Here is a 23194-nt window from a genome sequence, read left to right on the forward strand (position 1 = left end):
ACGTATTGGTCGCCATGCAAATGTTCAACCTACCCTCGCTCGTCATCTCGACGACCTCCGCACCGATCCGGCCAACGCCGCCGTCTCCGTCGAGGCCGCCCGCCGCCGCCTCGGCCGCGCCTCCAGCGAAGCCCGGGGTTGAGGAACCGTCGGACGGCCGTGGATACCGTGATCGCGCAGCTCGTTGACCGTGGTCAGCACGTGTCCCGCTGTGCGGCCCCACCGGTCGGATTTCCAGAACTTCAGCGTGTCGCCCGCCTTGGGCAGCGCCAGGAGCGACTCCCATGCCGGCCGCGCGACACCGCGCTTGCCCGACTCCTTTTCCATGCGGTGCGGAAGGCGACGGAAAGGCCGGCACCTCGCGCCGACCGCGCGCGCCGGCCTCGGCGCGGCGGCCTCGGCGCGGCGGCCTCGGCGCGGCGGCGCTTGGCCGATGAGATACTCGAGAAGCGGTGACGGTGGCGGCCGTGGTGGTCGTGGCCTGCCGCACCGCCCCCGAACTCGCCAGTGAGATATCAGGGTGAGGCCACTGCGGCCCCCGTCCCGAAGAAGCGGGCGGTGGCGTCGTCGGCGGGGAAGTATGCCTCGACGGCGATCTCCTCGAGGGTGACGTCGAAGGCGGCGCCGAAGGTCGTGATGGTGTTGATGAAGCACAGCTCCGCTCCGCGATGGCGGATGCGGATGGGCAGCGCGATCTCGGCCGGATCGGGCGGCGGCGGTTCCGCTGGGGCCCCGTAAGACAGCACCTCGTCATACAGGACGCTGAGCTCCGCGTCACCGCTGTGCGCGACCTGGCGGGCGAGCCGGGGCAGCAGGAAGCCGCGGACCTGGCCGAGGTTGAGCAGACGTGGCGCGAATCCGCCGGGGTGCAGGCCGAGCCGCATCATGTTGACCGGCGGCCGCAGCAGCGCCGGGTCGACGCCCTCCAGGAAGACGTCGATCGCCGTGTTGGCCGACAACAGGTTCCAGCGGCGGTCCACGGCCAGCGCCGGATACGGTTCGTGCCCGCGCAACACCCGTTCGAGCACCTCGCGCGCCGCGGCCAACTGCGGATCCTGCAGGGGCCGCTCGCGGACGGCCGGCGCGTGACCGGCCGCGACCAGCAACCGGTTGCGTTCGCGAAGCGGCACGCCAAGGTGCTCGGCCAGCCGCAGCACCATCGCGCTGCTGGGGATCGTCCGCCCGGTCTCCACGAAGCTGACGTGCCGGGCCGACACCTCCGCCTGCAGCGCCAGATCGAGCTGGCTGAGCCCGCGCCGGTGTCGCCACTCGCGCAGCAGCGCACCGATCGGCTGGTCGGAAGTCACGCGGATGATTATCCCGGCACCGCCCCGGCCTGCACGATTACATGACATGTAATCGACACCGCCGGGCGGCGGCTGCGACGGTTACCGTCATGAACAGCAACAAGCAACTGGTCCTCGACGGCTTCGCCCGCTTCGCCGCCGGGGACACCGAGGTCCTCCGAACCCTCCTGCACGAGGATTTCATCGAGCACAGCCCCGGCAACCCCTCGGGGCGGGACGCCTTCATCGCATACATCACCCAGGCCCCGGTCGCCAGCGCCCGCCTCGACCTCAAGCGGGTCATCGCCGAAGACGACTTCGTGGTGATGCACTACCTCATGACCACCGCCGACGACCCGCGGGGCGTCGCCGTCGTCGACATCTGGCGGCTGGCCGACGGGCAACTCGTCGAACACTGGGACGTCCTGCAGCCGGTCCCGGAGGCCGACCGGATCCCGCACGGAATGCTTTGAGGCGGTGGGGGTACGAAGCTCGCACCCCCACCGCACCGCCTCGGCTGAGGGCCTTCATCGCTTCGCGCTTCCGCTGGGCGGTCCCCTGGAAGTCCTTCGACGGGCCGCTCCGCCATGGCGGCGGCCCCTCACAGCGATCGTCCGTTTTTTGCCTGTGTGTAGCTTTTTGCTGCTCAAGATCGGGGCATCGCTCGCTTAGCGGTCACAGACAGGGGAGGCACTGGTGGCGCTGCACCGCGTCAAATTCACCGAGGACATCGACGACTCCAGTGACCTGTTCGTCGGCCCCGTGAGCTCTCAACCCCTGCCCAAGGACACGATGCCCGAGGCACACGCACGGCCCGACGCCGTCTACGAGGCCATCCACCAGGAGTTGTCGCTGGACGGCAACGCGGCCCAGAACCTCGCCACGTTCTGCACGACCTGGTCAGAGGACCAGGTGCGGCGGCTCATGGCCGAATGCCTCGACAAGAACGTGATCGACAAGGACGAGTACCCCCAGACGGCCGCCATCGAGTCCCGCTGCGTCGCCATCCTCGCCAGGCTCTGGCACGCCCCCTGCGGGCACGACACGATGGGGTGTTCGACGACGGGATCCAGCGAGGCCGCGATGCTCGGCGGGCTGGCGCTCAAGTGGCGGTGGCGGGAACGGCGTAAGGCCGAACGCCAACCGTACGACAGGCCCAACCTGGTGTGCGGGCCCGTCCAGGTCTGCTGGGAGAAGTTCGCCCGCTACTTCGACGTCGAGCTCCGCCAGGTGCCGCTGGAGCGCGGCGCGACCGGGCTGCGCCCACACCAGCTGGAGCAGTACGTCGACGAGAACACGATCGGGGTCGTCGCCATCCTGGGCGTCACGTTCACCTGCGACTACGAGCCGGTCAAAGCCCTGGCTGACGAGCTCGACCGTATCCAGGCGAGCACGGGCCTCGACATCCCCATCCACGTGGACGCCGCCTCCGGCGGGTTCATCGCGCCGTTCCTCCACCCGGAGCTGCCCTGGGACTTCCTCGTCGAGCGCGTCGTCTCCATCAACTCCTCCGGGCACAAGTACGGCATGGCGCCGCTGGGCGTCGGCTGGATCATCTGGCGGCAGCCGGAGATGCTGCCCAAGGACCTGATCTTCTACGTGGACTACCTCGGCGGCGACATGCCCACGTTCGCGCTGAACTTCTCCCGGCCCGGCGGGGAGATCATCGCCCAGTACTACCTGTTCCTGCGCCTGGGCAAGCAGGGTTACCGCGAAATTGCCGAGGCGTGCGCCGCCACGGCGCAGTACCTCGCCAAGGAGATCGCCGCGATGGGTCCCTTCCGGCTTCTGTACGACGGGAAGGGCGCGCTGCCGGCCGTCTCGTACACGCTCAAGGATCCGGTGAACGCTCCCTTCAGCCTCTTCGATCTCAGCGATCAGCTGCGCATGCGCGGCTGGCAGGTACCCTCCTACCGCCTGCCGGCCGACCAGCAGGACACCGTCATCCAGCGAGTCATGATCCGGCACGGCATCGGCCGCGATGAGATCTCCCTGCTGGTCGCCGACCTCCGGCACGCACTCGACCGGCTGACCGGCGGTCGGGCGACCAAAGCCGAGCGCACGGCCTTCCACCACTGACGGTCGGCGCCAGGAGCGCTGCGCCGGCAGCCCCGCCTCCACCTTCACCAGCGATGCCACGTACTCCACCGCAACTGGTGGCATCACCTCGGAACAGCCCGGAAACGGCCCTCGGAATGTGGAGGAACGAAGGCGTACGCCAAGCCCATACGCCCAGCTCACCGGTAGTGCGTGATCGTCGTTGAGTGGAGGATGTCGGCGTACGTTCTCTCCAGGATGTCGGGCGTGGGTCGGGTGATCGCGTTGAGGGCGTCGGCGAGGCCGGCGTGGACCGGCGGGCGGGCGCACAGGCCGGTGAGCCGGGCGGGCATGGAGTGCGGGGCCGCCAGGTGCGCGTGCCCGCCGCGCGTGTCCGCCTCGGTGTAGGCGTCGAGCTGCTCCTCGCCGAACGTCATCGCGCCGAGGAAGACCTCGGAGACCCGCAGCCCGGTACGGCCCAGCAACCGGTAGCGCATGCTCACGCGGCCACCGTCTGACCGGCGGCTTCCCGCAGCGGCTTGAGCGCCCGCGACCAGGCGATGACCTCATCCAGCAGCTCGTTCAGGGTCGGCTCCTGGTGCGGTCCGGGAGCGATGATGCCGGGCTCGGCCGGGTCGATGATCTCGAAGTCGGTGAAGGCCGACAGCGCGACCTGGGTGCGCACGTTGGCCACCTGAAGCTCGGTCATGATCTGCCGCAGGTGCTCCACGGCGCGCACGCCGCCGTGCACGCCGTGGCTGACGAAGCCGGCGGCCTTGTTGTTCCACTCGGCGAACACGAAGTCGATGGCGTTCTTCAGCGCGGCCGGAGCCGAGTGGTTGTACTCGGGGGTGACGAAGACGAAGCCGTCGAAGGAGGCGATGGTCTGGGCCCACCGGTTGGTGTGGGGGTGGTGGTAGTCACCGAATAGGGCGGGCAGGGGCTCGTCCAGGACCGACAGGCCGTATTCGGCCAGGTCGACGACCTCGAAGGCGGCCTCTCCTGCGGTGACGGCGGGGTGGTGGGCGGCGATCTCGGCGACCCAGCGGGCCGCGACTGCGGTACGGCGGCGCGGGCGGGTACTGCCGATGACGATGGCGATCCTGATCATGTGTGTCTCTCCTCCAGGCGTGCCGCTGGGGTGCAGCATGAGGTAAAGTACAACGTGCATGGCAAAAAGTAAAACGATGACTGCAAACATGCTGGAGGAGCTGGAATGACCAGGGAAAACGCCACCAAGCCGCGCCCGCGCGGGGGGCTGGTAGGCAAGCGGCAGGCGATTCTGGATGGCGCCCTGGCGGTGTTCGCCCGCGACGGCTACACCCGCGCCAGCATCGACGCGATCTCCGACGAGGCGGGCGTGTCCACCCGGACGATCTACAACCACTTCACCGACAAGGCCGGGTTGTTCCTGGCCGTGATCCAGGAGAGCGCCACCCGGGCGGCCGACGTCCAGATCGCCGTCATCGACCGTCACCTGCGCAAGGTCACCGACCTCGAGGCCGACCTCGTCGAGTTCGGGTTGGACTGGGTGACGCCGAGGCCCGACAGCGCCGCACACTTCTCCCTGGTCGGCCAGATCAACGCCGAAGCCGGCCACATCCCTCAGGAAGTGATCGACGCCTGGCAGGAGACCGGGCCGCGACGCGTCCGCCGCGAGCTGGCCAGCCATCTGCGACCGCTGGCCGAGCGGGGGCTGCTGCGCATCGACGACCCCGACCGCGCGGCCCTGCACCTGCTGCTGCTGATCTCAGCCGGACTGCCGGCCCACCACGCCGCGCTGTCCGCCGATGAGCTCACCGCGACGGTCACCGCGGGCATCCACACCTTCCTGTACGGTCACCTTCGCCGAGACGGGTAGATGGCCGGCGAAGCCGGCCTGTGCCGATCCAATCGGGCCCGCCCAGGTCGAGGTGCCGGCGGTCTGCGGTGCATCCGTTCGAAGTTGTTGCTGCCGGGGGTCACGACGCTGGCGCCGCTGGTCACGAACGTGCGGGCGGAGCAGCTGGCTGCGGTCAACGAGCATCTGGTGGAGCAGACGCCGGTGGAGATGCGGCGGGAACTGCTGGAGACCCTGGTTGTGCCGGCGGGCAAGAAGGTGTCGCCGTTGGAGTGGATGCGCACCGCGGTGGCGCTGGTGTCCGGGGCGGGGATGAAGGAGGCGTTGAACCGGTCGGTCGCGGTGTGGGCGTTCGGTGCGGGCGCGGGCGACGTGGGCGGGGTCGCTCCGGTGAAGCTGACGGAGCTGGCCGCCTACGGGCTGTCGACGAAGTTGCTGGCGAGGGCGAGTCGGGATGAGAAGAACGCGAAGCTGAAGTCGCTGCCCAGGTTGCGCAAGGCCGCGCTGCAGGCCGAGTCGGCGCTGCGGGCGGCGCTGGACACCCCGATGGCCCAGCAGGAACAGCCTGCGCAGCTCGATGGTCAGGCTGGGGAGAGTGCCGGGTCTGGGCCGGTGGTGCGGGAGACGACCGCGTTGGAGATGATCGCGCGGATGGCGTCGGTGGTGCCGATCGAGCAGTTGGAGGCGGCGCTCGCGGTGATCAAGGAGTTGGTGCCTCCGGCGGAGGAGGATGAGGATCTGGCGTGGCGGGCGGAGCTGACGAACCGGTTCGCCTCGGTGCGCGGGTTCGTGGAGCTGCCGGCTGACACGATTCCCTGGGGCGGCACCGACGCCGGTGCCGGCGTGATCGCGGCGTTGCGGGGTCTGCCTCGCGTACTCGCGTACGGCAAGCACGCCGGGGTGCAGCACATCGAGGCGCACAAGGATCTGGTGGCGGGGTCGTGGCGGCGGCTGGTGTATGACAACCCTGAGCTCGGCGAGCGGCTGATCGACCGGCACGCTTACACCTTCTGCATCCTGGAGGGGCTGTGGTCGGCTCTGCGCAGCAAGGATGTGTACGCCGTCGGCGCGGACAAGTCCGGCGACCCGCGGGCCAAGCTGATCCCGGACGCCTTGTGGAGCGTGCACGCGCCGAGCATCCTGACCGCGCTCGGGCTTCCGGCCGACCCGGCCGAGCATCTGCGGAAACTGTCCGGCGATCTGGGCGGGATCTATCGCGAGCTGGCCGAAAGCCTGGACGCCAATCCCGCCATCACGGTCAAGGACGGCCGGCTCCACACCACATACCACACCACCGACTCCACCCTGACCATCGGCATCGCCGGGCCGGACGCCCAGCAGCGGATCGACCAGCTACGCGCCGCACTTGCCAGCTCATCACCAAACACGGCTGGACCGTCCGCGAGCAACCCTGCTGACAATGTCCGCAGGCAGGTGCGGACACGTTGGGGCGCAATCCTGTGGTCAGCTTGTTGAGCTGTGTGGTTTCGTCGTCATGGGGCGGGATTTGCGCACTAATCCGGAGTTGACGTGGGCCGCCGGACGGGCCGGTGGCGTACCTGCGCACCGTGATGACCGGCCGGGCCGAGCCACGTCGTGAGGGCGGTCTGGAGAGCGTCCAGGTCTGGCCGCTCGCCGGCGCGGGTGACCCAGGCGACATGTCCGTCGGGACGGATGAGTACGGCGTCCGCGCCCAGCTCGGAGCCCTCGGCGGGACGGGCGCGGACGAGATCGACTCGGTCCGCCCAGCCGGTCACGACGGCGTCCAGCGGGGGAAGACCGCCAAGATCCAGCAGAACCGCATGGGCGCGGTGCAGGAGTTCGTAGACGCGGCCGTGGTCGAGGTCGAGATCCGGAATTCGCCGGCCGAGGAGGTCGTCCGTCCCCTCCATCGGGTATCGGAGGTCGGTTGCCGTGATCATGCCGGCCAGGCGGAGCCGTACCTCGTCGATGCCGATGAGATCGTCCAGCATCTGGCGTAGAGCGGAGGTGTGGTCGTCCACCCGCCACAGGGCGGTCTGGGCGCGGGTGTTGTGCAGGACGCGGGCGGCGACCGGGTGGCGTTCGGCGTGGTAGGTGTCGAGCAGCAGGTCGGGGGCGTGGCCGCGGACGACGGCGGCGAGCTTCCAGCCGAGGTTGACCGCGTCCTGCACGCCGGTGTTCAGGCCCTGACCGCCCGCCGGGAAGTGGATGTGCGCAGCGTCGCCGGCCAGGAGAACCCGGCCTACTCGGTAACGGTCGGCCTGGCGTGCTGCGTCGCCGTGCCGGGAGAGCCAGCGCGGTGAGTGCATCCCGTAGTCCGTCCCGGCGATCTTGAGCAAGGACTTGCGGAGGGTCTCCAGGGTCATCGGTTCGTCCCGGTCGGCGACGTGATCGAACTCGTTGGTCAGCACCCGGTACCAGTCCGGGCCGTACGACAGCACCGAGAATCTGCCGTGCTCGCGCCGCTCCTGGAAGATGTCGGCCGCGGGCGGCTCGGCGAGCTCGACGTCGCCGAGCATCGCGGTCATCGTGGCCGGGGTGCCGGGGAAGGCGATGCCGACGAGCCCGCGCACGACGCTACGGCCGCCGTCGCAGCCGACCAGGTAGTCCGCCCGGACGCGCGACCCGTCCGCGAGCTCCACCGTGACACCCGTTTCGTCCTGGGTGAACCCCGTCACCTCGGCGCCGCGGCGCAGCCGTACCCCCAACTGCGCCGCGCGCTCCTCCAGCAGCCGCTCCACCTCGGCCTGCAAGATGAGCAGAGCGTACGGATATCGCGTCGCCATATCGGATAGGTCGAGACCAAGTCCGGAGAAGTGCACGTCCTGCCGCGGCCGTCCGCGCTCGAGGAACCCGTCGAGCAGACCCCGCTGATCGAGCACCTCCATCGTGCGGATGTGCAGGCCTCCGGCCCGCGATTCCACCGTTCGAGGCTCCGGGAGCCGCTCGAGGACGAGCACATCGATGCCGGCGAGCCCCAGCTCGCACGCGAGCATCAGCCCGGTCGGCCCCGCTCCGGCGATCACTACCTGTGTATCGGTCATGGTCAACTCCTTGGTCGTCCTTCAGTCGAATTGGTCAACACCCGCAAAGAGACGCGTTCATCGACCGCCACAGGACGTGTCACCAGCGGCGGCGCATCTGCAGCGGCAACTCCGCTTGCGCCAGACATGCGCGATCGCGACCTACTGCGCTGTGGCTTGCCGACTCCTACCGGCTGATCTGACGCGGAACCGTCAGGGCGAGGAGTTTGTCCGGGTTGCGGATGACGTAGAAGTTTGTGATCTTCCCGTCGCCGACCTCGAACAGGCAGACGCCTACCAGGTGATCGCCGTCGTAGGCGGCCATCGCGGGCGCGTTGTTGCAGTTGACCATCTCGATCCGCGAGTCCGGCAAGCGCCCCACGCGGAACAGTTCCATGACAAGCACGGCCACTTTCGCCGCGCCCACCACCGGCTGGCGCGCCGCGGTGACCTTGCCGCCGCTGTCGGCGGTCCACGTGGCGTCCGGCGCGAGCAGCGACAGCAGCCCCTCCATGTCACCGGTCGCCGCCGCGGACATGAACTGCTCGGTGATCCGCGTGGTCGTCCCAGCGTCGACGGGGTCGAAACGTCTACGCCGCGCCTGTACGTGCCCGCGGGCGCGGTGCGCCATCTGGTGCACCGTCGCCACGGACTTGCCCACCGCTGCGGCGATCTCGTCGTAGTCGAACCCGAACACCTCACGTAGCACGAACACCGCGCGTTCATTGGGGGTGAGCGTTTCGAGCAACACCAGCATCGCCATCGACACCGACTCGGCGAGCACCACATCGGCCGACGCGTCGTTCTCCTCCAGCAGCAGCGGCTCGGGCAGCCAGGAGCCGATGTACTCCTCGCGACGGCGCGTGCTCGCCCGCAAGGCGTTGAGCGCCTGCCGGGTCACCAGCCGCGCCAGATACGACTTGGTGTCCCGCACCGCCGCGAGATCCACCTTGGCCCACCGCAGATAGCTGTCCTGCAGCACGTCGTCGGATTCGGTCGCCGAGCCAAGGATCTCGTACACGATCGTGAACAGCAGCGGCCGCAACACGGTGAACCGCTCGGCGTGCTCGTCGGCGCTCACGGGGAGGTGACCGCCCGCGCAGCGGAGGCCGACTGGTCGGGGCGCGGGCCACCCTTGGGCCAGCCCATGGAACCGGGCTTGCGTGCCTCGCCGCGGATCCTCTTCGACACCACCAACTTGCAGGTCACTTCCTTGATTATTGCGCCCATGCGACCGGGGATGTAGACGTTCACTGCGGTGTCGTCCTTACCGGCGATCTGTCTGATGCCGGCGTGCCGGCCCAGGCTGACGCACGCGCCCGTGAAGGCCAGGTTGATCACCGCCGGTTCGGTCCCCGCGATGCGGCTCAGCACGGTGTCGGCGGCCTGCGCCCCGAGCGGCCCGGCGGCGTAGCCGCTCATCCGCAGCGGCTGGCCCGACGGTGCGGCGGCGTCCCCGGCCGCGACGATGCGGTCGTCGTCGATACTGGTCAGCGTCTCGTCGGTGAGCAGCCGGCCGAGCGCGTCGGTGCGCAGCCCGCTCGCCGCCGCCAGCTCCGGCAGGCCGAAACCGACCGTCCAGATGGTCAGCGCGCTCGGACGTACCACACTGCCGGCAGAACCGTCGGCCAGGACGACCGCGTCCGGCCGAACCTCGGTCACCGCGCCGCCCTCGAGCACGGCGACACCATGGCGGGTCAGCCATTTGGCGACGTATCGGCGCCCCCCTGCACTCAGGTAGGGCGCCAGGGTCCGGCCACACACCAGCGTGACCTCGCGCCCTTGTTCGGCCAGTTCGGCGGCCGTCTCGACGCCGGTCAACCCGCCGCCGACCACAGTGACCGGAGCATCGAGAGGCAACTCATCCAGCCTGGCGCGCAGCCGCTGCGCGGACTCCAATTCCGCGATGGGCCAAGCGAATTCGGCCGCGCCTGGCACCGAGGGGACCGCGCCGGTGCTGCCGACGGCGTAGATGATGTAGTCGTAGTCCAGCGTGCGGCCCGACGCCAGCCGCACGGTGCGGGCGGCGGTGTCAATGCGCGTTGCGCTGTCGACGACCAGGTGGATGCCCTCGCCGAGCAGCGTGCCGTAGTCAATCGTGGCGTCGCCGGTACGGGCCACGAACTGGTGCAGCCGGATGCGTTCGACGAACTCCGGGCGGGGATTGACCAGAGTGATGTCAACGTTGTCGCGCATCCGCAGACGGTTGGCCGCCAGCGTTCCGGCGTAGCCGCCACCGACGACCACGACCTTGTGGGATGTGTTGTGTTCGGTCATGCCCTCAAGACACCGGGGATCGCAGCTGCATGACAGGACGCGACGTGACATGCGTCACTCCACTCAGGAACACGTGCTCGCGGCAGAGCCTTCGGCCCATCCCAGTTGTGACACAGAACGGGGCATGACGAGCATCCGAACGAAAAGTGCCGTTAGCGGGTGCCACAGCTAACTATTTGATCTTCCGCTCGTCCTGCTTGCCCGGCTTGCCCTACCTTCGGCGTCTATGCCGGTTGAGTTCTTGAGTGATGGTGAGGCGGCCGCGTACGGCCGCTTCTCGGGCGCTCCGTCGCAGGCGGAGCTGGAACGGTTCTTCTACCTGGACGACGCGGATCGGGCGCAGATCGCCGAACGGCGTGGGACACACGCCCGCCTCGGCTTCGCCCTCCAATTAACGACAGCCCGCTACGTCGGGCGCTTTCCGACCGACCCGCTGGACGTGCCCGACGAGGTGCTGGTGTACCTCGGCGAGCAACTCGGGATCGAGGATGTCTCGCAGATCAACCAGTACACCGAGCGGCGCAGCACGCCGTTCGAGCACCAGGAGGCGACACGCAAGGCATACGCGCTGAAGGAGTTCTCCCAGGCGGAGGCGGATTTCATCGTGTGGGCGAGCGCGCGGGCGTGGAACACCGGCGACGGCAAGAAGACGATCTTCTATCGCGGGGTGACGTGGCTGCAGCACCAACAAGGTGCTGCTCCCGGGTGTGACCACGCTGGCCCGGCTGGTCGCCCGGGTGCGGGATGAGGCCACCGACCGTCTCTATGACACGCTACGCGGGGTCCTGTCGCCCGCGGCAGCGGGTGATCCTGGAGATGCTGCTGGAGGTGCCCGAGGGCCGGCGTTCCTCGGACCTGGAGCGCTGGCGCAAGGGCCCCGGCGGCACCCTCGGGCAGGAATCTGGAGAAGGCGCTGGAGCTCGCTGCGGAAATCCTCGGTGTGGGGCTGGGGGCCATGCCGCTGCCGCCGGAGGTTCCGCACCGGCGGATGGTCGACTTGGCATGCAGGCCACGGCGACCGCCTTGCGCCGCCATGGCCCCTCCCGCCAGCTGGCCACGTTGCTGGCCACGGTGATCTATCTGGAGGGCAAGGCGGTCGACGACTGTCTGGAGATGCTGGACCTGCTGGTCACCACCGAACTGGTCGGCAAGGCCGAGACCGCGACCGACAAGGAGCGGGTACGCCAGCATCCGAAATTGGCCAAGCACTCGGCCACGCTCGCCGCGGCGGTGGAGACCCTGCTGGAGGTCACCGAGTACGGCGAGGAACTCCGGCTGGATCAGGTGTGGGAGGCGATCGACGCTATCGTGCCCCGGCGGGAGCTGCGGGACGCCGTCGCGGCGGTGACCGAGATGGTGCCGCCGCCCGACGTCGATGCCGACGGGGAGATGCGGGCGCTGCTGGCCTCGCGGATCGCCACAGTGTCGGGGTTCCTCAAGACGCTGACCACGGTGATCGAATTCGGCGCCAACGCCGAAGGCGCGCGGGTGCTCGCGGCGATGAAGCAGCTGCCCCGGCTGCTGGACGGCCGCAAGAAGAAGGTGACCGAGGCGGACATCGACCCCGGGCTGGTGACTGGGTCCTGGAAGCGGCTGGTGTTCAAGAGCTTGCCGAACGGCAGCACCGTGGATAAGAACGCCTACACCATGTGCGTGCTCACCCAGTTTCACCGGCACCTCAAGCGCCGCGACGTCTATGCCGAGGCCTCGGCGCGCTGGCGGGATCCACGCGGGCAACTGCTGGACGGTGCGAAGTGGGAGGCGGCCAAGGGTCCGGCGCTGGTGGACTTGCAGCTACCTGAGGATCCCGGGCAGTTGCTCGCCGAGCACGCGCTGGTGCTGCATCTGGCGCTCAACGATGTCGCGGGCCGGGTCGGACAGGACGGTGTGGATGTGAGCGTGGATGGGGAGGGCAGGCTGCACGTGGCCAAGCCGGCCGCCCTTCCGGAGCCGCCGTCGCTGATCGACCTGCGCAAGCGGGTACTCGCGATGCTGCCGCGGGTGGACCTGCCCGAGCTGCTGCTGGAGGTGATGGGCCGGGTTCCGGAGTTCGAGGCCGCGTTCATCTCGGTGGCCGGCGGGGTGAGCAAGCTCGCCGACTTCCACGTCTCGGTCGCGGCCTGCCTGACGGCGCAAGCGCTGAACATCGGGTACGCGCCGGTGGTGAAGGCGGGCACCCCGGCGTTGGAACGCGGACGGTTGTCGCACGTGGTGCAGAACTACCTGTCGGCGGAGACCTACACCCTGGCCAACGGTCCGCTCATCGATGAGCAGGGCAAGATCGGTTTCGCCCAGGCACTCGGCGGTGGGCTGGTCGCGGCGATCGATGGGATGCGGTTCGTGGTCCCGGTGCCCTCGATCTACACCCGCCCGAACAAGAAGTACTTCGGCCGCTCGCGCGGTGTCACGTGGCTCAACATGATCAACGACCGTGGGGTGGGGCTCGGGGCGAAGGTTGTCACCGGGACTGTGCGCGACTCGCTCCACATGATCGATGTGGCGTTCCGGAGAGATGGCGGACCGCGCCCTGAGGTGCTGGTTACCGATACTGGATCTTATAGCGACGTCGTGTTCGGTCTGGTCCACCTGCTGGGCATGCAGTACCGGCCCGCGCTGGCCGATATCCCCGATCAGAAGGGCGGGCGCATCCAGAACGCCGACTACGGCAGCCTGTCCCGGTTTGCGCGCGGGAAGATCGACCTGGAAAAGATCAAGCGTCACTGGAGCGACATCCTGCGCGTCGTAGTGTCGATCTACACCGGTGAGATCCGCGCCTACGACGTGATGCGCATGATCCAGCGGGACGGCAACCCGACCCCGCTCGGGGAGGCGATCGCCCACTACGGGCGGATCTTCAAGACCCTCCATATCCTCACCTATGCCGTGGAGGAGCCCTACCGGCGCGACATCAAGGGCGTGCGCAACCTGCAAGAGTCCCGCCATGCACTGGCGGGGAGGATCTTCCAGGGCAGGAAGGGCGAGATCTACCAGCGCTACTACAAGGGCATGGAAGACCAGCTCGGCGCGCTCGGCCTGATGCTCAACTGCGTCACGCTGTGGAACACCTTCTACATGGACCGGGCTCTCGATCAGCTCAAAGCCGAGAACTACCCCATGGCCGAAGAAGACGTCGCACGCTTGTCACCCTTCGTCCGCCAGCACATCAACGTGATCGGCACCTACTCCTTCGCCCAGCCTGATCTCGGCCCCGCCGGCGTCCGGCGGCTCCGCAACCCCGACGAGCCGGACTGGGAGGATGAGATTCTCTAGCCCCAGAGCCCCAAGTAGGTACTTTCGTGGGCTGGAAAACGGTGGTCTCGTGAGATCGACTGGACTGATCAAGACCCGTTGAGGCGGCTGAACCACGTTCTGGTACGGCGTAGCAGATCGATACGGTGGATTCGCTCGACGATGTTGTGGCCCTCGCGCGGGTAGACGACGAACTCGTGCTCGACGTCGAAGCTGCGCAGGGCCCGGTGGAGGAACTCTGCCTGGCTGAGCGGGACGTTGGTGTCCTTTGCGCCATGAACGATCAGGACCGGGGTGCGGATCTTGGAGGCGTAGGAGATGGGGCTCCGCTCGTCATGTGGGTGCGGGCCCACCCCCTCCCAGCCGGTGCTGCCGCCATGCGCCGCCTCGAACGCGCCGAGTTCGCCCGTCGCGGCGAGCATGCCCCAGTCACTGATCCCCGCACCCATGAGTGCTGCTTTGAAGCGGTCGGTCTGGCCAACTGCCCAAGCGGCCATGTACCCGCCGTGACTGTAGCCGCCGATGCCCAACCTGTCCGGGTCAGCCACCCCCTGCTCTATCAGCAGGTCGATGCCGGTGAGCAGGTCATGCCACTCCTCCCTGCCGAGAGTGCCGTTCGTGGCGAAGGCGTGCCCGTGGCCCTGGCCGCCCCGGGGATTGGGCAGGAAGATGGCGTGACCATCGGCGGCCAACCACTGCGCGGGCTCGTAGTGGTGCAGGAGCAACTGGTCGGCCCAGCGTCCATAAGGCCCGCCGTGCACGATCGTAACCAAGGAGAACGGGCCGTCCTTGCGGGACTTGCCGGGGGGCAGGACGAGAAGGCCATCCAGTTCCAGCCCGTCTTTCGCGCGATAGGAAAGGCGTTCTTGGGCGCCCCACTCGATGGTGCGCAGCTCGGGTGCGGTGTCGCTGCGCCGTACCAACGGACCTTGGACAGGACCCGCGAAGACCGATCGTGCCTCGTGCGCCTCGCTCCTGGCCACCGCGACCGTCGCGCCGTCCGCGCTGGCCGTCAGCCACCACGCCAGCCCCCGCAGGGGCAGAACCTCGACGAGCCTTCGCGTGGCCGGGTCAAGGCGATGGATCGCGGAGTCCAGCCCGTTCGCGACCAGAGTCAACCCGCCAGAGGTCAGGTTGAGCGGGCAGACCGGTAGACCTTCGGTGAGATTACGGTGCTCTCCTTCCGTCAGCGCGACGTCCAGCACAGCGTTCCCGCCGGCGATACCGGGCGGTGTCGTCGCGACGTATGCCACATGCCACCCGTCCGCTCCCTCCCACCAGGTGAGCGAGCCCGCCGACACGGCCGCCGCGCCCAGCTCCCGCACCTCGCCGGTGGCCGGGTCGAACAGGTGCAGGCGTGGCGTCAGCTCGCCGGGATCGGCCGACTCCTGCGTGAGTACTGCGAGCATCCCGCCCCCGGGCCGCTCGGCCACTTCGACCACATGCCGCCCCAGGAAGACCTCTGGGGTCTTGACCGCACCGCTCCGCAGATCGAGCAGCCGCAGCCGGCTATGGTTCCCGGCCTCGCTCCACACCCACGGATCGCTCTCGCTGGGGTCCGGCGAGAGCACGACCACAGTGTAGGAGTCGGCGAGCGGCAGGTAGGTGCCTACCTCGCCCTTCCACGATCTACGATCGCCCCCTTCGGCCCGCTCCCGATGCAGCTGCGCTTCTGTCCGGAAGTAGACATACTGTGAGTCAGCTGACCACTTGGGGTCGATCCCTTTCCCCAGCTTCCTCGATGGCGCATTCGCATCCACCCCCGCTACCCAGACCGTCTTGCCTGGCATCACGCCATATGCCACCCACCGCCCATCCGGCGAAATCACCGGAACAACGGGCATCTGCGCGTCAACCACCGTCTCTTCAGTCAGCATCGCCCGATGTTCGCACATGTACTCGGTACCCGCTCGGTGATCATCGTTTTTACGAACTACCCTCAGACGTCCGGTCCGCGCGGGGGCGATATCGGTTGATTGCGCCCCCATAGGTGGATCCAATCAAACCGCCGTCCGCCACCTGCGGAAACGGCCGGTCGATCCAATGGAATCCGGTCCAGACTTCCGCCTCCCCTTTCCGCCCCCTAAAGTGGTCGCAGACACTCACCGGCTACCACAAGGCCGGCCTTCGGGAAGAGACACAATGGCCCTGCTCAAGCAGAACGACTGGAACGGCACGGAGATCCCCTTCACCGGCAACCACTCCGCGAATGCCAGGCGTGGCTGACCTGGTCTATCTGCGGCACTCCACCGACAAGCAGACCGACGCCCGCCAGCGGCACGCCCTCACCGCCCTGCTGGCCGCAGGCGCCCCGGTCTACGAAGATCCCGCCACCTCCAGTCGGCAACTCTCCCTCGACCGCGTGGGCTTCACCACACTGCTGCACGAGGCCGCCGTCGGCGACACCATCCGCATCGCCTACGCCGCCCGCCTGTTCCGCTCCGTCGCCGACATCCTCGCCCTGCGCCCAGTGCTCATCCGCCGCGGCCTCCACCTGCGCGTCGAATCCGGACTGCTCTCCGGCATCGACCTGGCCAGCGACGACCCCGGCACCAAAATGATGGTCTCCGTCCTGGCCGCCGTCCTGGAGTTCCAACGCGACATGATCAGTGAGAACACGCGCGAAGGCGTCGCCGCCGCCAAGGCCGCCGGCAAGACCCTCGGCCGCCCCGTCGCCATCGACCCCAACAAGGCCGCCACCATCGTCGAGGAGTACCGGCAGGGCGCCGCCATCAAGGCCCTGGCCCGGAAGCACCAAGTCGCCCCCAAGACCATCCGCCGCGTCCTGGACGCCGCCGGCGCCCGCAACCTGCCCAACCAACTCGACGCGCCGCCAACCGACACCGGCGAGCAGCACCGCGTGCCCGCGCTGGACCCGGACGCGACCCTCGATCTGCCGGGACTGCTCGCCGATCACCTGCGTACCACTGGTGATGAAACCGTCCGCCAGACCCTCGCCTCCGGGCAGACCATCCGCCGCGGCCACGGCTACTCGGTCCGCATCACGGCCCCGCTCGCACTCCACCGCGCCGCACTGGAACAGAGCGCTGCCCTCGCCGATGCCAGCCCGACCGAGCGCAAGGCGCACCGCGTGTACGCCGCCCGTGTCACAGCCGTTCAGACCACCCGACTGCATCCGTCATGACCTGCGAGAATCCGTCGGCGAGACGCATCTCAACGGAAAGTCACGGCAAGCCGCTCAACGCTGCTCTGCTAACGGGACTTTTCGTTCGGATGCTCATGCCCTGTCACCGGCAGAGGAACGCCCTCGCCGTCTCGACGTCCGAGACGACGTCGAGCCAGCCCCAGCGGACCGGCCAGGCGAAGCGGCGGTCGATGGTCCAGGCCAGGACGCCGTCGAGGCCGTCCAGCTGGTTCTCGTCGGCGATCACCAGAGCGGAGGCGGGCTCGATGGCGGGGTCGGCGATGGCGCACCAGGAGGAGTCGGTCAGGGGGAAGGCGTCCGCGTGGAACATCCCGAACAGCTTCGCGAACTCCTCGTCGAGGGAGCTCCGTTCGCCGTCGAAGTAGCGGCCGAACACGAAGTCGCCGATCAGGGCACCGGTGAACGCGTCGGTGAAGCGGAGCGTCCGCTCGCCGATCAGGACGAGCACACCGCCCGCGCCCCACAGCACCGCCTTCGTCCCCTCGGGCGTCTCGGACGAACGGGCCAGGGCCGGTTCGTCGCCAAGGAACCACACCTCCAGCCGTCCGTCGCCGGTCAGGCACGCGCCGAACTCCCCCGCGGGCTCCCAGGCCCAGGGACGCTCCTGCCCGTCGAAGAAACCCTTGCCGTTGCGCCTGGTGGTGGCGATGGGCAGGTGGTAGCGGTGCCCGCCGTTCTCGTTGTAGACATCGACCCCGCCGCCGTCGTCCACCACGACCGCCAGCCGGGCCTCGGCCCCGCGCATACCCCAGTGCAGGGACCCTTCGGCCTGTATCACGGGGTCGCCCGTCGGCTGCCCTGTGTCGGCGTCGAGCACGGTCAGCAGCGCCGAGCGGCCGGGTCTCAGGGCTGCGGCGCGCCGGTCGTCCGGGCTCCACGCGACATCGCCGACGGTCAGCGTCAGCCAGCGCAGCCGCCCGTCCGGAAGGTCGATGGCGGCGGCCCACGCCCCACCGTGCCCCAGCAACCGCCCGCCGTCGCGGGACCACCGCACGCGGCGGAAGCCGAACCCGTCGTCCTTCAGCCGTTCCTTCGCCTCCTCCGGCAGTGGGGCGGTCAGCATGCCGGGCTCTGGGCCCTTGTTGTGCAGGCGGTAGTCGTTGTAGAAGACATCGCCCTGGTCCAGCGCCGCGACGCAGCCCATCACCTCGTGCCCGCTGTGCATCATGATGTAGGCCCGCCTGCCGTCGGGGGCCAGGGCGAAGGTCGCCGCGGCGTCGTGACCATCCGTCACGTCGGCGCTGCCGAAGGGGTTGAGGCGCGCGCCGAACGGGTTCCACACGCCGACGTTGTTCGTGCAGTACGCCGTCGCGACCCGGGTGCCGTCCGCCGCCCACTGCACCGTGTCGCGGTAACCGGGCCAGCCGGCGCCGTACCGGAGGTCGAACCCGTTGACGAGGCGGCCGGTGGCCAGCTCCCACACCTGCAACGGGCCGTCGCCGTCGTACTCGTTCTCCCGCATGCCCCGGGCGGTGGCGAGGTAGCGGCCGCACGGGCTGAGCGCGTAGTCATGGAAGTCGCCGCCGGACGTGGTGTAGGGGTGACGCAGCCGCGCGCCACGCTCGCGCAGGCGGTCGGTGGCCAGCCGGTGCGCGTCGGTGACGCCGTGCCGCGCTTCCACGTCGGCCAGCAGGTCTCGCAGCGGGGGCAGATCCCGTTCCGGCTCGAATGCCTGCCAGTCGGCCTCCTCCAGCAGTGCGAGCAAGGCTTCGGGGTCGTGCCGGGCCGCTTCCAGGGCCACGCTTGCGGGGAATGAGCCGCCGGGCTCGCGCCGCCGGATGGTCAGCACCTCCTCCGCCGATAACACGGGCACACCCAGCCGTTCCGCAGCGCGGACACGCTCGTTGAGTTAAGTGACGTCGATGCCGTCGATCACGGCGTCCACTGCGGGAGACACCTCGTCCACGACGTTCACCCCGGCGCCTTGCAGGCGCATCTTCAGCTTCTTGATGGACTCGGTACGGTATCGGCCCGCCACGACGACGGTAAGGCCACGAAGATCCATGGCCTCGGAGCCTACCGGTGCTCTCCTCAAAGGCCGCGCATCTCAGGACGGAACATCCGCCGCGGCCCGGCTTCGGTTCGCATAGTGGCCCCGCTTGCACTTCACCGCGCCATGCTGGAGCAAAGTGCTGCCGCCGCCGACAGCGCCGGCCTGGCTGAACGCAGGGCGCACCGGGTGTACGCCGCCCGCGTTGCGCCGTTGAGGCCACCCAGCCGCATAGGCCGTGACCTGCGGAAAACCCTTCGGCGAGACACATCCGAACGGAAAGTCACGGCAAGCCGCTCAACTCCGCTCTGCTAACGGGACTTTCGTTCGGATGCTCGTCATGCCCCAGAACTTGGATTATCTGTCACACTGGCCCACTCGGCCGGACAAACGCCCAGCTCGGCGACGCGTGGATCGGAGCCGACTCGGCAACGTTATGTGTCACATCGACGCTCCGGAGGTCCTCGTGTCGGCCGTCCCCTTCCCGACGCCGCCCGCCGACCCCCCGCCGCCGGACACCCCGCAGGGCCGCGAGAGCGTCGCGGCCGCTGTCGACCGCTACCTCGACGGGATCAAGACCAAGACCACCCGGGCCGGCTACGCCGAGACTCTCGCCCGCCTCACCGCGCACGCCGGTGCCCGCGACACCGGCTCCCTGACCCCTGACGACTACGCCGCGGTGATGGCCCGATGGGACAGCGCGGCGGTCGCCACCTGGAACCGGCACCTGTCCGCGCTCACCTCCTTCACCGCCTGGGCGCAACGCCAGGAGATCCTCGCCGTCAACCCCGGACGACGGCTGGAGAGGCGCAAACCCGCCCGCCGCGGCGACAGATCGATCCCGCTCACCCGCCTGGAGAAGCTGTTCACCGACGATGGGAACGATCTCCGCGAGCGGGTCTTGTGGCGCATGCTGTACGAGACCGCAGCCAGAGCCGACGAAATCCTGTCCCTGAACATCGAAGATCTTGACCTGGAGTTCCGGCGCGGCCGCGTCACCTCCAAGGGCGGCGCCGTCGAATACGTGCACTGGGCCACCGGCACCGCCCTGCCCCGGCTGCTGCGTGGCCGGACCTCAGGCCCCGTGTTCCTCGCAGACCGGCGAGCCCCCCACCTCAGGGCGTCGTGCCCCCGCGGCCGCCGACGTCTGCCTGACCAGCGGACGCGGACGGCTGTCCTACCCACGCGCCGAATACCTATTCAAACAGGCCACCGCCAAGTTCGACCCACACGGCAAGGGCTGGACACTCCACCAACTCCGGCACAGCGCCCTACAACACCTGGCAGCAGGCGGACGCACCGCCCCCGAACTCCAAGCCAAATCCCGCCACCAGCACCTGGCCGGCCTCGGCCGCTACGTCAAACTCGGCGAAGAAACCTCAGCCAAAGTCACCGCAGAGGCCGACCCAGCAGCACGCCGCCGAACCCACTGACCTGCAGCTACACCAGGCCGGCCACAGGCCCTTTCTCTCGCATTCCGCCCGGCAGTAGGGGAACACGCCCGCGCGGCGACGCACCCGGCCAGTTCAGATCTTCGGTGATCGTCCAACCGCGACCACCGCTGATCTTCCTGAGCTGCTGGTGAAGCACGCCGATCCGCTCACGCGCGTCTGGCCCGGCGATCCCGATCGTGATCCGCTCATCGGTGGCGTGGAAACTGGTGCGTCGGTCACCGGCCGCGACCCGGCACGCCGCATTGATGGCCGCCCGCCACCGGACGGCCTTCCGCCGATCACCCCGGTCGCCGAACCCCTCGATCGTCAGGCAGGAGAACAGCGGCGCCAGCCGTAGACCATCCCGCCGGCCGACCGCATCCAGCTCATCCTGATCGGCCTTGAGCGGGTGCCACCGGAATACGGCAGAAACGGGCCGCGGGCTGGGTGGCGGGCGTATCGCCGCTGGTCAACCCGGTGTGGGTGGTCCTGCTCGGGATCGCCGCACCATGGGGCGAATAGTGGATCCCTAGGCCAGGCGGGTGCTGCTCTGGTTGCCCGGCCTGTCGTCGCGGATGACGACGTAACCGGGTCCGTCTGCTGCGGTGCAGTCCGTGCCGTGGGCGTCGATGGTGCCGAGGTCTGTGGGAAAGGCAGCGCTGGGCGGGAGGTTGTGGCCGTCGATGGCGAAGGTGATGCCAGTCCCGCTTCCGGGCTGCGGGTCGACCCTCTGCACGGGGCTGAGAGGGTGCAGGCCAGCGAGTTCTTGGCGGAAGCCTCGGCCGTCGCTCCACATTTCGACCGTTGTCGATGTGCAGAGGGTCGCGATAGCTGCCAAGAGCCACCACTCGGGGCCGAGTATGGAGTCGAAGTAGCCGAGGGGCGGGGAGGCTGACCAAGAGTGCTGCTGGTCGATGGTCACGGTGAAGCAGAGGTCTCCGAGGACAACGATCTCTGAGGTCAGGGAGTGATCTTCTGCGACTCGCGTTGCTGGGTGTAGTGCGTGCCGCGTCGCAGCCGACAGCGCCAAGGCTGGCAGCCTGGGGTCGTCCAGTCCTACCCCGAAGTACATGCCCGGCCGTTTGAGGACGGCGGCGTCGAACTCGAGCACGGTGATATCGGCCGCACTGTACCTCTGCGCTTCTGAGGCGCCGGGCGGGTGATCAAAGGTCACGGTTGTCCTTGCGGGCGCGCTGCCAGGCCGTCTCGAAGTCTTCGCTGCTGATTTCCTGGTCCTTCAGTTCTGGGTCGAAGAGGTCCACGACGGGCGGGTTGAACGGCCAGTCGTCTGGATCGCTCTTGAAGATGTCCCCGTTGTCGGTCAGCTCTACCTGCCTCAGCCGGCGGCCGTCGGATCCGATCTCCATCAGGTAGTCGGCCGGGTCGACTCCGTCGTCTCCGTCCCAGCGGCGCCGAAGGTAGACGATGGTTCGATCGGCAAGCGCTCCGAAGCCGGGCAGGTGCCGGTGTGCTTGCCGCTGGGCGTGCAAGCAGTCCAAGCCCGCAGGCATCGTCGGCGCGTCGACATCGGCTTCGTCCAGGTTCCATCCCTCAGCCCGCTCGATCTCTTCCGGGGCCTCGATCACCTCGACTTCCGCGAACGTTTCCAGGACCTCGCGAGCCGAATGGGCGCGGACCCACCACCACGAACCACCCATGCCGTAGTCATGCAAGATCAGGAATCGCTGCTTCGCATTTTCCTCAAAGATCACGATTGCCATCTCCTCGAGAGTCGACAGCTGGGCCGAGCCCGGCCGGGAGGTTGTCGACGGCGAGGGCCACTGCGATGCCCGCGGTGTGGGTGACCCCGATGGCTTCGGAGCTTCGAGGACGACGGACACGAAACCGGCCGTCACGTAGCGGTTCGATCGACGGCGCCTGGACCGACCACGGGTAACTCGTGCAGCTGCTGAACAGCACCCTGAAATGGCTGGTGAAGGGATAGAGCTGCCGGAGTTTCGGTTCCGCGCTGGCAGCCTCGATCAGAGCCACGATGCCTGGGTAGGCGTTGCCGGGGTGCAAGGCTTCATGCCGCTCGTGATGCCAGCGCCAGACGAGCAGCAACTGCTGCCAGCGCGCCTCTACGGTCACCGCGGGGCCGAGCCTGCGGGCAGCGGCGAGATCGGGAAGCTCTGGCCTCGGCGGAATCCGAGGTATCCGACCGGAGGCGCCGGAGTTCATCGTCATGGTGTGTCGCCGGCTTTCAGCTGTGGATCGGGAAGGATGCCTGAAACGCCAGTCGTTCGTCGGCCCGGTCGCCGATGTGAGAGAGGATCTCGTCGAGGTCGATGAACTCCTCCCACGTCGCTCGGCCAGTGGCCTCGGACAGGCGGGCCACCGATGAGGTCCTCCAGGTCCGGGACGCGTTTGTTCTTCCAGATCTTGTCGGCGAGGCTGACAAGAAGGTCTTCCAGGCCGACATCCTGCCGCGTCCAGGATGCGTGCGTTGCGGCGAAGCGGGCGTGCTCCGGGTTGACGCCGCGGCCGAGCAGAAGAGCTTGCCCCGCTTCCTCATGCGCCGATCCCGGGCCGGAGAGCTCGCCGAGATGGACGGCCTTTCCTATGTCGTGCGTCGCGGCCCCGAACAGCACCGCCTCACGGTCGAAGATCAAGGTGGGACGGTGCTTCTCCAACCAGGCGACCAGTTGGTGCGCGACATCGTGGACGGCCCGCAGGTGGGCCACCAGTCGCAGCGGGCTTCCCACGTCGGACAGAAGCTCCGCGATATGTTCTGGCAGAGGGATCAGAGGAGAGTCGACTGTGCCACTCGTGGCCCTCGACATGGCGGCGTCCATCGTCACCTCGCCAGGGTACTGACTGCGCCTCATCTTCTGTCCGTTAGGGGATCCTCAACCGGACACCCGCACAGCCGGACGCGGAGAAGGCCGGGCCGCAGCTCCACCGCTCACAT

The 23194-nt window shown here is 68.5% G+C and carries 23 protein-coding genes; 8 read left to right on the top strand and 15 right to left on the bottom strand.

What is annotated here, in order from left to right; translation table 11 throughout:
* Window positions 1-42: 42 nt before the first annotated feature.
* Window positions 43-327, bottom strand: coding sequence for a recombinase family protein (locus ABFX54_RS11650; RefSeq protein ID WP_346104024.1), 285 nt, complete (start codon window positions 325-327; stop codon window positions 43-45).
* A 188-nt stretch (window positions 328-515) separates the two neighbouring features.
* A complete protein-coding gene (locus ABFX54_RS11655) occupies window positions 516-1307 on the bottom strand; it encodes a helix-turn-helix domain-containing protein (RefSeq protein ID WP_346104025.1) in 792 nt (263 codons plus the stop codon).
* Window positions 1308-1396: 89 nt separating this feature from the next.
* Between ABFX54_RS11655 and ABFX54_RS11660 the strand changes: the two genes are divergently transcribed.
* Window positions 1397-1759 carry a nuclear transport factor 2 family protein gene (locus ABFX54_RS11660; protein ID WP_346104027.1) on the top strand — a complete coding sequence of 121 codons (363 nt, stop codon included), beginning with the start codon at window positions 1397-1399 and terminating at the stop codon, window positions 1757-1759.
* 223 nt (window positions 1760-1982) lie between these two features.
* Entirely contained in the window at window positions 1983-3365 is a 1383-nt protein-coding gene (gene gad / locus ABFX54_RS11665; protein WP_346104029.1) for a glutamate decarboxylase, read from the top strand.
* A 158-nt stretch (window positions 3366-3523) separates the two neighbouring features.
* Here gad and ABFX54_RS11670 read toward each other — a convergent pair whose 3' ends face one another.
* Together ABFX54_RS11670 and ABFX54_RS11675 are read right to left on the bottom strand one after the other, a co-directional pair.
* Entirely contained in the window at window positions 3524-3826 is a 303-nt protein-coding gene (locus ABFX54_RS11670) for a hypothetical protein (RefSeq protein WP_346104031.1), read from the bottom strand.
* On the bottom strand, window positions 3823-4494 hold the full coding sequence (locus ABFX54_RS11675) for an NADPH-dependent FMN reductase (RefSeq protein ID WP_346104033.1): 672 nt from the start codon (window positions 4492-4494) through the stop codon (window positions 3823-3825). The genes ABFX54_RS11670 and ABFX54_RS11675 overlap by 4 nt, the downstream gene beginning before the upstream one ends.
* Window positions 4495-4539: 45 nt before the next feature.
* Here ABFX54_RS11675 and ABFX54_RS11680 point away from each other — a divergent pair, with 45 nt between their 5' ends.
* Entirely contained in the window at window positions 4540-5184 is a 645-nt protein-coding gene (locus ABFX54_RS11680; RefSeq protein WP_346104035.1) for a TetR/AcrR family transcriptional regulator, read from the top strand.
* Window positions 5185-5268: 84 nt separating this feature from the next.
* A complete protein-coding gene (locus tag ABFX54_RS11685; protein ID WP_346104037.1) occupies window positions 5269-6639 on the top strand; it encodes a hypothetical protein in 1371 nt (456 codons plus the stop codon).
* Window positions 6640-6677: 38 nt separating this feature from the next.
* Here the strand turns inward: ABFX54_RS11685 and ABFX54_RS11690 are convergent, their stop codons facing one another.
* From ABFX54_RS11690 to ABFX54_RS11700, 3 genes are all read right to left on the bottom strand, one after another.
* A complete protein-coding gene (locus tag ABFX54_RS11690; protein ID WP_346104038.1) occupies window positions 6678-8189 on the bottom strand; it encodes an FAD-dependent monooxygenase in 1512 nt (503 codons plus the stop codon).
* Between the two features lie 166 nt (window positions 8190-8355).
* The gene (gene sigJ, locus ABFX54_RS11695; protein ID WP_346104040.1) at window positions 8356-9249 is read right to left on the bottom strand and encodes an RNA polymerase sigma factor SigJ; all 894 of its coding nucleotides are present in this window, start codon (window positions 9247-9249) and stop codon (window positions 8356-8358) included.
* Window positions 9246-10445 carry an NAD(P)/FAD-dependent oxidoreductase gene (locus tag ABFX54_RS11700; RefSeq protein ID WP_346104042.1) on the bottom strand — a complete coding sequence of 400 codons (1200 nt, stop codon included), beginning with the start codon at window positions 10443-10445 and terminating at the stop codon, window positions 9246-9248. The genes sigJ and ABFX54_RS11700 overlap by 4 nt, the downstream gene beginning before the upstream one ends.
* A 226-nt stretch (window positions 10446-10671) precedes the next feature.
* Here ABFX54_RS11700 and ABFX54_RS11705 point away from each other — a divergent pair, with 226 nt between their 5' ends.
* Window positions 10672-11193 carry a DUF4158 domain-containing protein gene (locus ABFX54_RS11705; RefSeq protein WP_346104043.1) on the top strand — a complete coding sequence of 174 codons (522 nt, stop codon included), beginning with the start codon at window positions 10672-10674 and terminating at the stop codon, window positions 11191-11193.
* Between the two features lie 254 nt (window positions 11194-11447).
* The gene (locus ABFX54_RS11710) at window positions 11448-13715 is read left to right on the top strand and encodes a Tn3 family transposase (RefSeq protein WP_346104045.1); all 2268 of its coding nucleotides are present in this window, start codon (window positions 11448-11450) and stop codon (window positions 13713-13715) included.
* Window positions 13716-13783: 68 nt separating this feature from the next.
* On the opposite strand, the gene ABFX54_RS11715 is transcribed toward ABFX54_RS11710, so the two are convergent.
* Complete coding sequence (locus tag ABFX54_RS11715) at window positions 13784-15571, bottom strand: S9 family peptidase (protein WP_346104046.1); 1788 nt, start codon at window positions 15569-15571, stop codon at window positions 13784-13786.
* A gap of 341 nt (window positions 15572-15912) precedes the next feature.
* Here ABFX54_RS11715 and ABFX54_RS11720 point away from each other — a divergent pair, with 341 nt between their 5' ends.
* Complete coding sequence (locus tag ABFX54_RS11720; protein WP_346104048.1) at window positions 15913-16839, top strand: recombinase family protein; 927 nt, start codon at window positions 15913-15915, stop codon at window positions 16837-16839.
* Window positions 16840-16942: 103 nt separating this feature from the next.
* On the opposite strand, the gene ABFX54_RS11725 is transcribed toward ABFX54_RS11720, so the two are convergent.
* From ABFX54_RS11725 to ABFX54_RS11735, 3 genes are all read right to left on the bottom strand, one after another.
* Entirely contained in the window at window positions 16943-18667 is a 1725-nt protein-coding gene (locus tag ABFX54_RS11725) for a WD40 repeat domain-containing protein (RefSeq protein WP_346104050.1), read from the bottom strand.
* A 42-nt stretch (window positions 18668-18709) separates the two neighbouring features.
* Window positions 18710-18865, bottom strand: coding sequence for a hypothetical protein (locus ABFX54_RS11730; protein WP_346104051.1), 156 nt, complete (start codon window positions 18863-18865; stop codon window positions 18710-18712).
* Between the two features lie 349 nt (window positions 18866-19214).
* Window positions 19215-19880 (bottom strand): hypothetical protein, encoded by a 666-nt coding sequence (locus ABFX54_RS11735; RefSeq protein WP_346104053.1) that lies wholly within the window; start codon window positions 19878-19880, stop codon window positions 19215-19217.
* 551 nt (window positions 19881-20431) lie between these two features.
* Between ABFX54_RS11735 and ABFX54_RS11740 the strand changes: the two genes are divergently transcribed.
* Entirely contained in the window at window positions 20432-20641 is a 210-nt protein-coding gene (locus ABFX54_RS11740; protein ID WP_346104055.1) for a hypothetical protein, read from the top strand.
* Window positions 20642-20812: 171 nt separating this feature from the next.
* Here the strand turns inward: ABFX54_RS11740 and ABFX54_RS11745 are convergent, their stop codons facing one another.
* Genes ABFX54_RS11745 through ABFX54_RS11760 form a run of 4 tightly spaced genes read right to left on the bottom strand, consistent with a single transcriptional unit; the run spans window position 20813 to window position 23084 of the window.
* Window positions 20813-21457, bottom strand: coding sequence for a hypothetical protein (locus ABFX54_RS11745; RefSeq protein ID WP_346104057.1), 645 nt, complete (start codon window positions 21455-21457; stop codon window positions 20813-20815).
* Window positions 21447-22004: a hypothetical protein gene (locus tag ABFX54_RS11750; RefSeq protein WP_346104059.1), complete on the bottom strand. Its 558-nt coding sequence runs from the start codon at window positions 22002-22004 to the stop codon at window positions 21447-21449. Before ABFX54_RS11750 ends, ABFX54_RS11745 begins: the two co-directional genes overlap by 11 nt.
* Complete coding sequence (locus ABFX54_RS11755; RefSeq protein ID WP_346104061.1) at window positions 21985-22464, bottom strand: DUF6193 family natural product biosynthesis protein; 480 nt, start codon at window positions 22462-22464, stop codon at window positions 21985-21987. The genes ABFX54_RS11750 and ABFX54_RS11755 overlap by 20 nt, the downstream gene beginning before the upstream one ends.
* A 2-nt stretch (window positions 22465-22466) precedes the next feature.
* Complete coding sequence (locus ABFX54_RS11760) at window positions 22467-23084, bottom strand: HD domain-containing protein (RefSeq protein ID WP_346104063.1); 618 nt, start codon at window positions 23082-23084, stop codon at window positions 22467-22469.
* Between the last annotated feature and the right edge of the window lie 110 nt (window positions 23085-23194).

Source organism: Nonomuraea maheshkhaliensis (genome assembly GCF_039529435.1).
Classification (GTDB): Bacteria; Actinomycetota; Actinomycetes; order Streptosporangiales; family Streptosporangiaceae; genus Nonomuraea; species Nonomuraea maheshkhaliensis.

Excerpts from the sequence above, each read along its gene's own strand:
- ABFX54_RS11650 (WP_346104024.1), bottom strand. The coding sequence starts at position 327 with ATGGAAAAGGAGTCGGGCAAGCGCGGTGTCGCGCGGCCGGCATGGGAG.
- ABFX54_RS11660 (WP_346104027.1), top strand. The coding sequence starts at position 1,397 with ATGAACAGCAACAAGCAACTGGTCCTCGACGGCTTCGCCCGCTTCGCC.
- ABFX54_RS11675 (WP_346104033.1), bottom strand. The coding sequence starts at position 4,494 with ATGCACGTTGTACTTTACCTCATGCTGCACCCCAGCGGCACGCCTGGA.
- ABFX54_RS11680 (WP_346104035.1), top strand. The coding sequence starts at position 4,540 with ATGACCAGGGAAAACGCCACCAAGCCGCGCCCGCGCGGGGGGCTGGTA.
- ABFX54_RS11690 (WP_346104038.1), bottom strand. The coding sequence starts at position 8,189 with ATGACCGATACACAGGTAGTGATCGCCGGAGCGGGGCCGACCGGGCTG.
- ABFX54_RS11700 (WP_346104042.1), bottom strand. The coding sequence starts at position 10,445 with ATGACCGAACACAACACATCCCACAAGGTCGTGGTCGTCGGTGGCGGC.
- ABFX54_RS11705 (WP_346104043.1), top strand. The coding sequence starts at position 10,672 with ATGCCGGTTGAGTTCTTGAGTGATGGTGAGGCGGCCGCGTACGGCCGC.
- ABFX54_RS11710 (WP_346104045.1), top strand. The coding sequence starts at position 11,448 with ATGCAGGCCACGGCGACCGCCTTGCGCCGCCATGGCCCCTCCCGCCAG.
- ABFX54_RS11715 (WP_346104046.1), bottom strand. The coding sequence starts at position 15,571 with ATGCTGACTGAAGAGACGGTGGTTGACGCGCAGATGCCCGTTGTTCCG.
- ABFX54_RS11730 (WP_346104051.1), bottom strand. The coding sequence starts at position 18,865 with ATGGATCTTCGTGGCCTTACCGTCGTCGTGGCGGGCCGATACCGTACC.
- ABFX54_RS11750 (WP_346104059.1), bottom strand. The coding sequence starts at position 22,004 with ATGGCAATCGTGATCTTTGAGGAAAATGCGAAGCAGCGATTCCTGATC.
- ABFX54_RS11755 (WP_346104061.1), bottom strand. The coding sequence starts at position 22,464 with ATGAACTCCGGCGCCTCCGGTCGGATACCTCGGATTCCGCCGAGGCCA.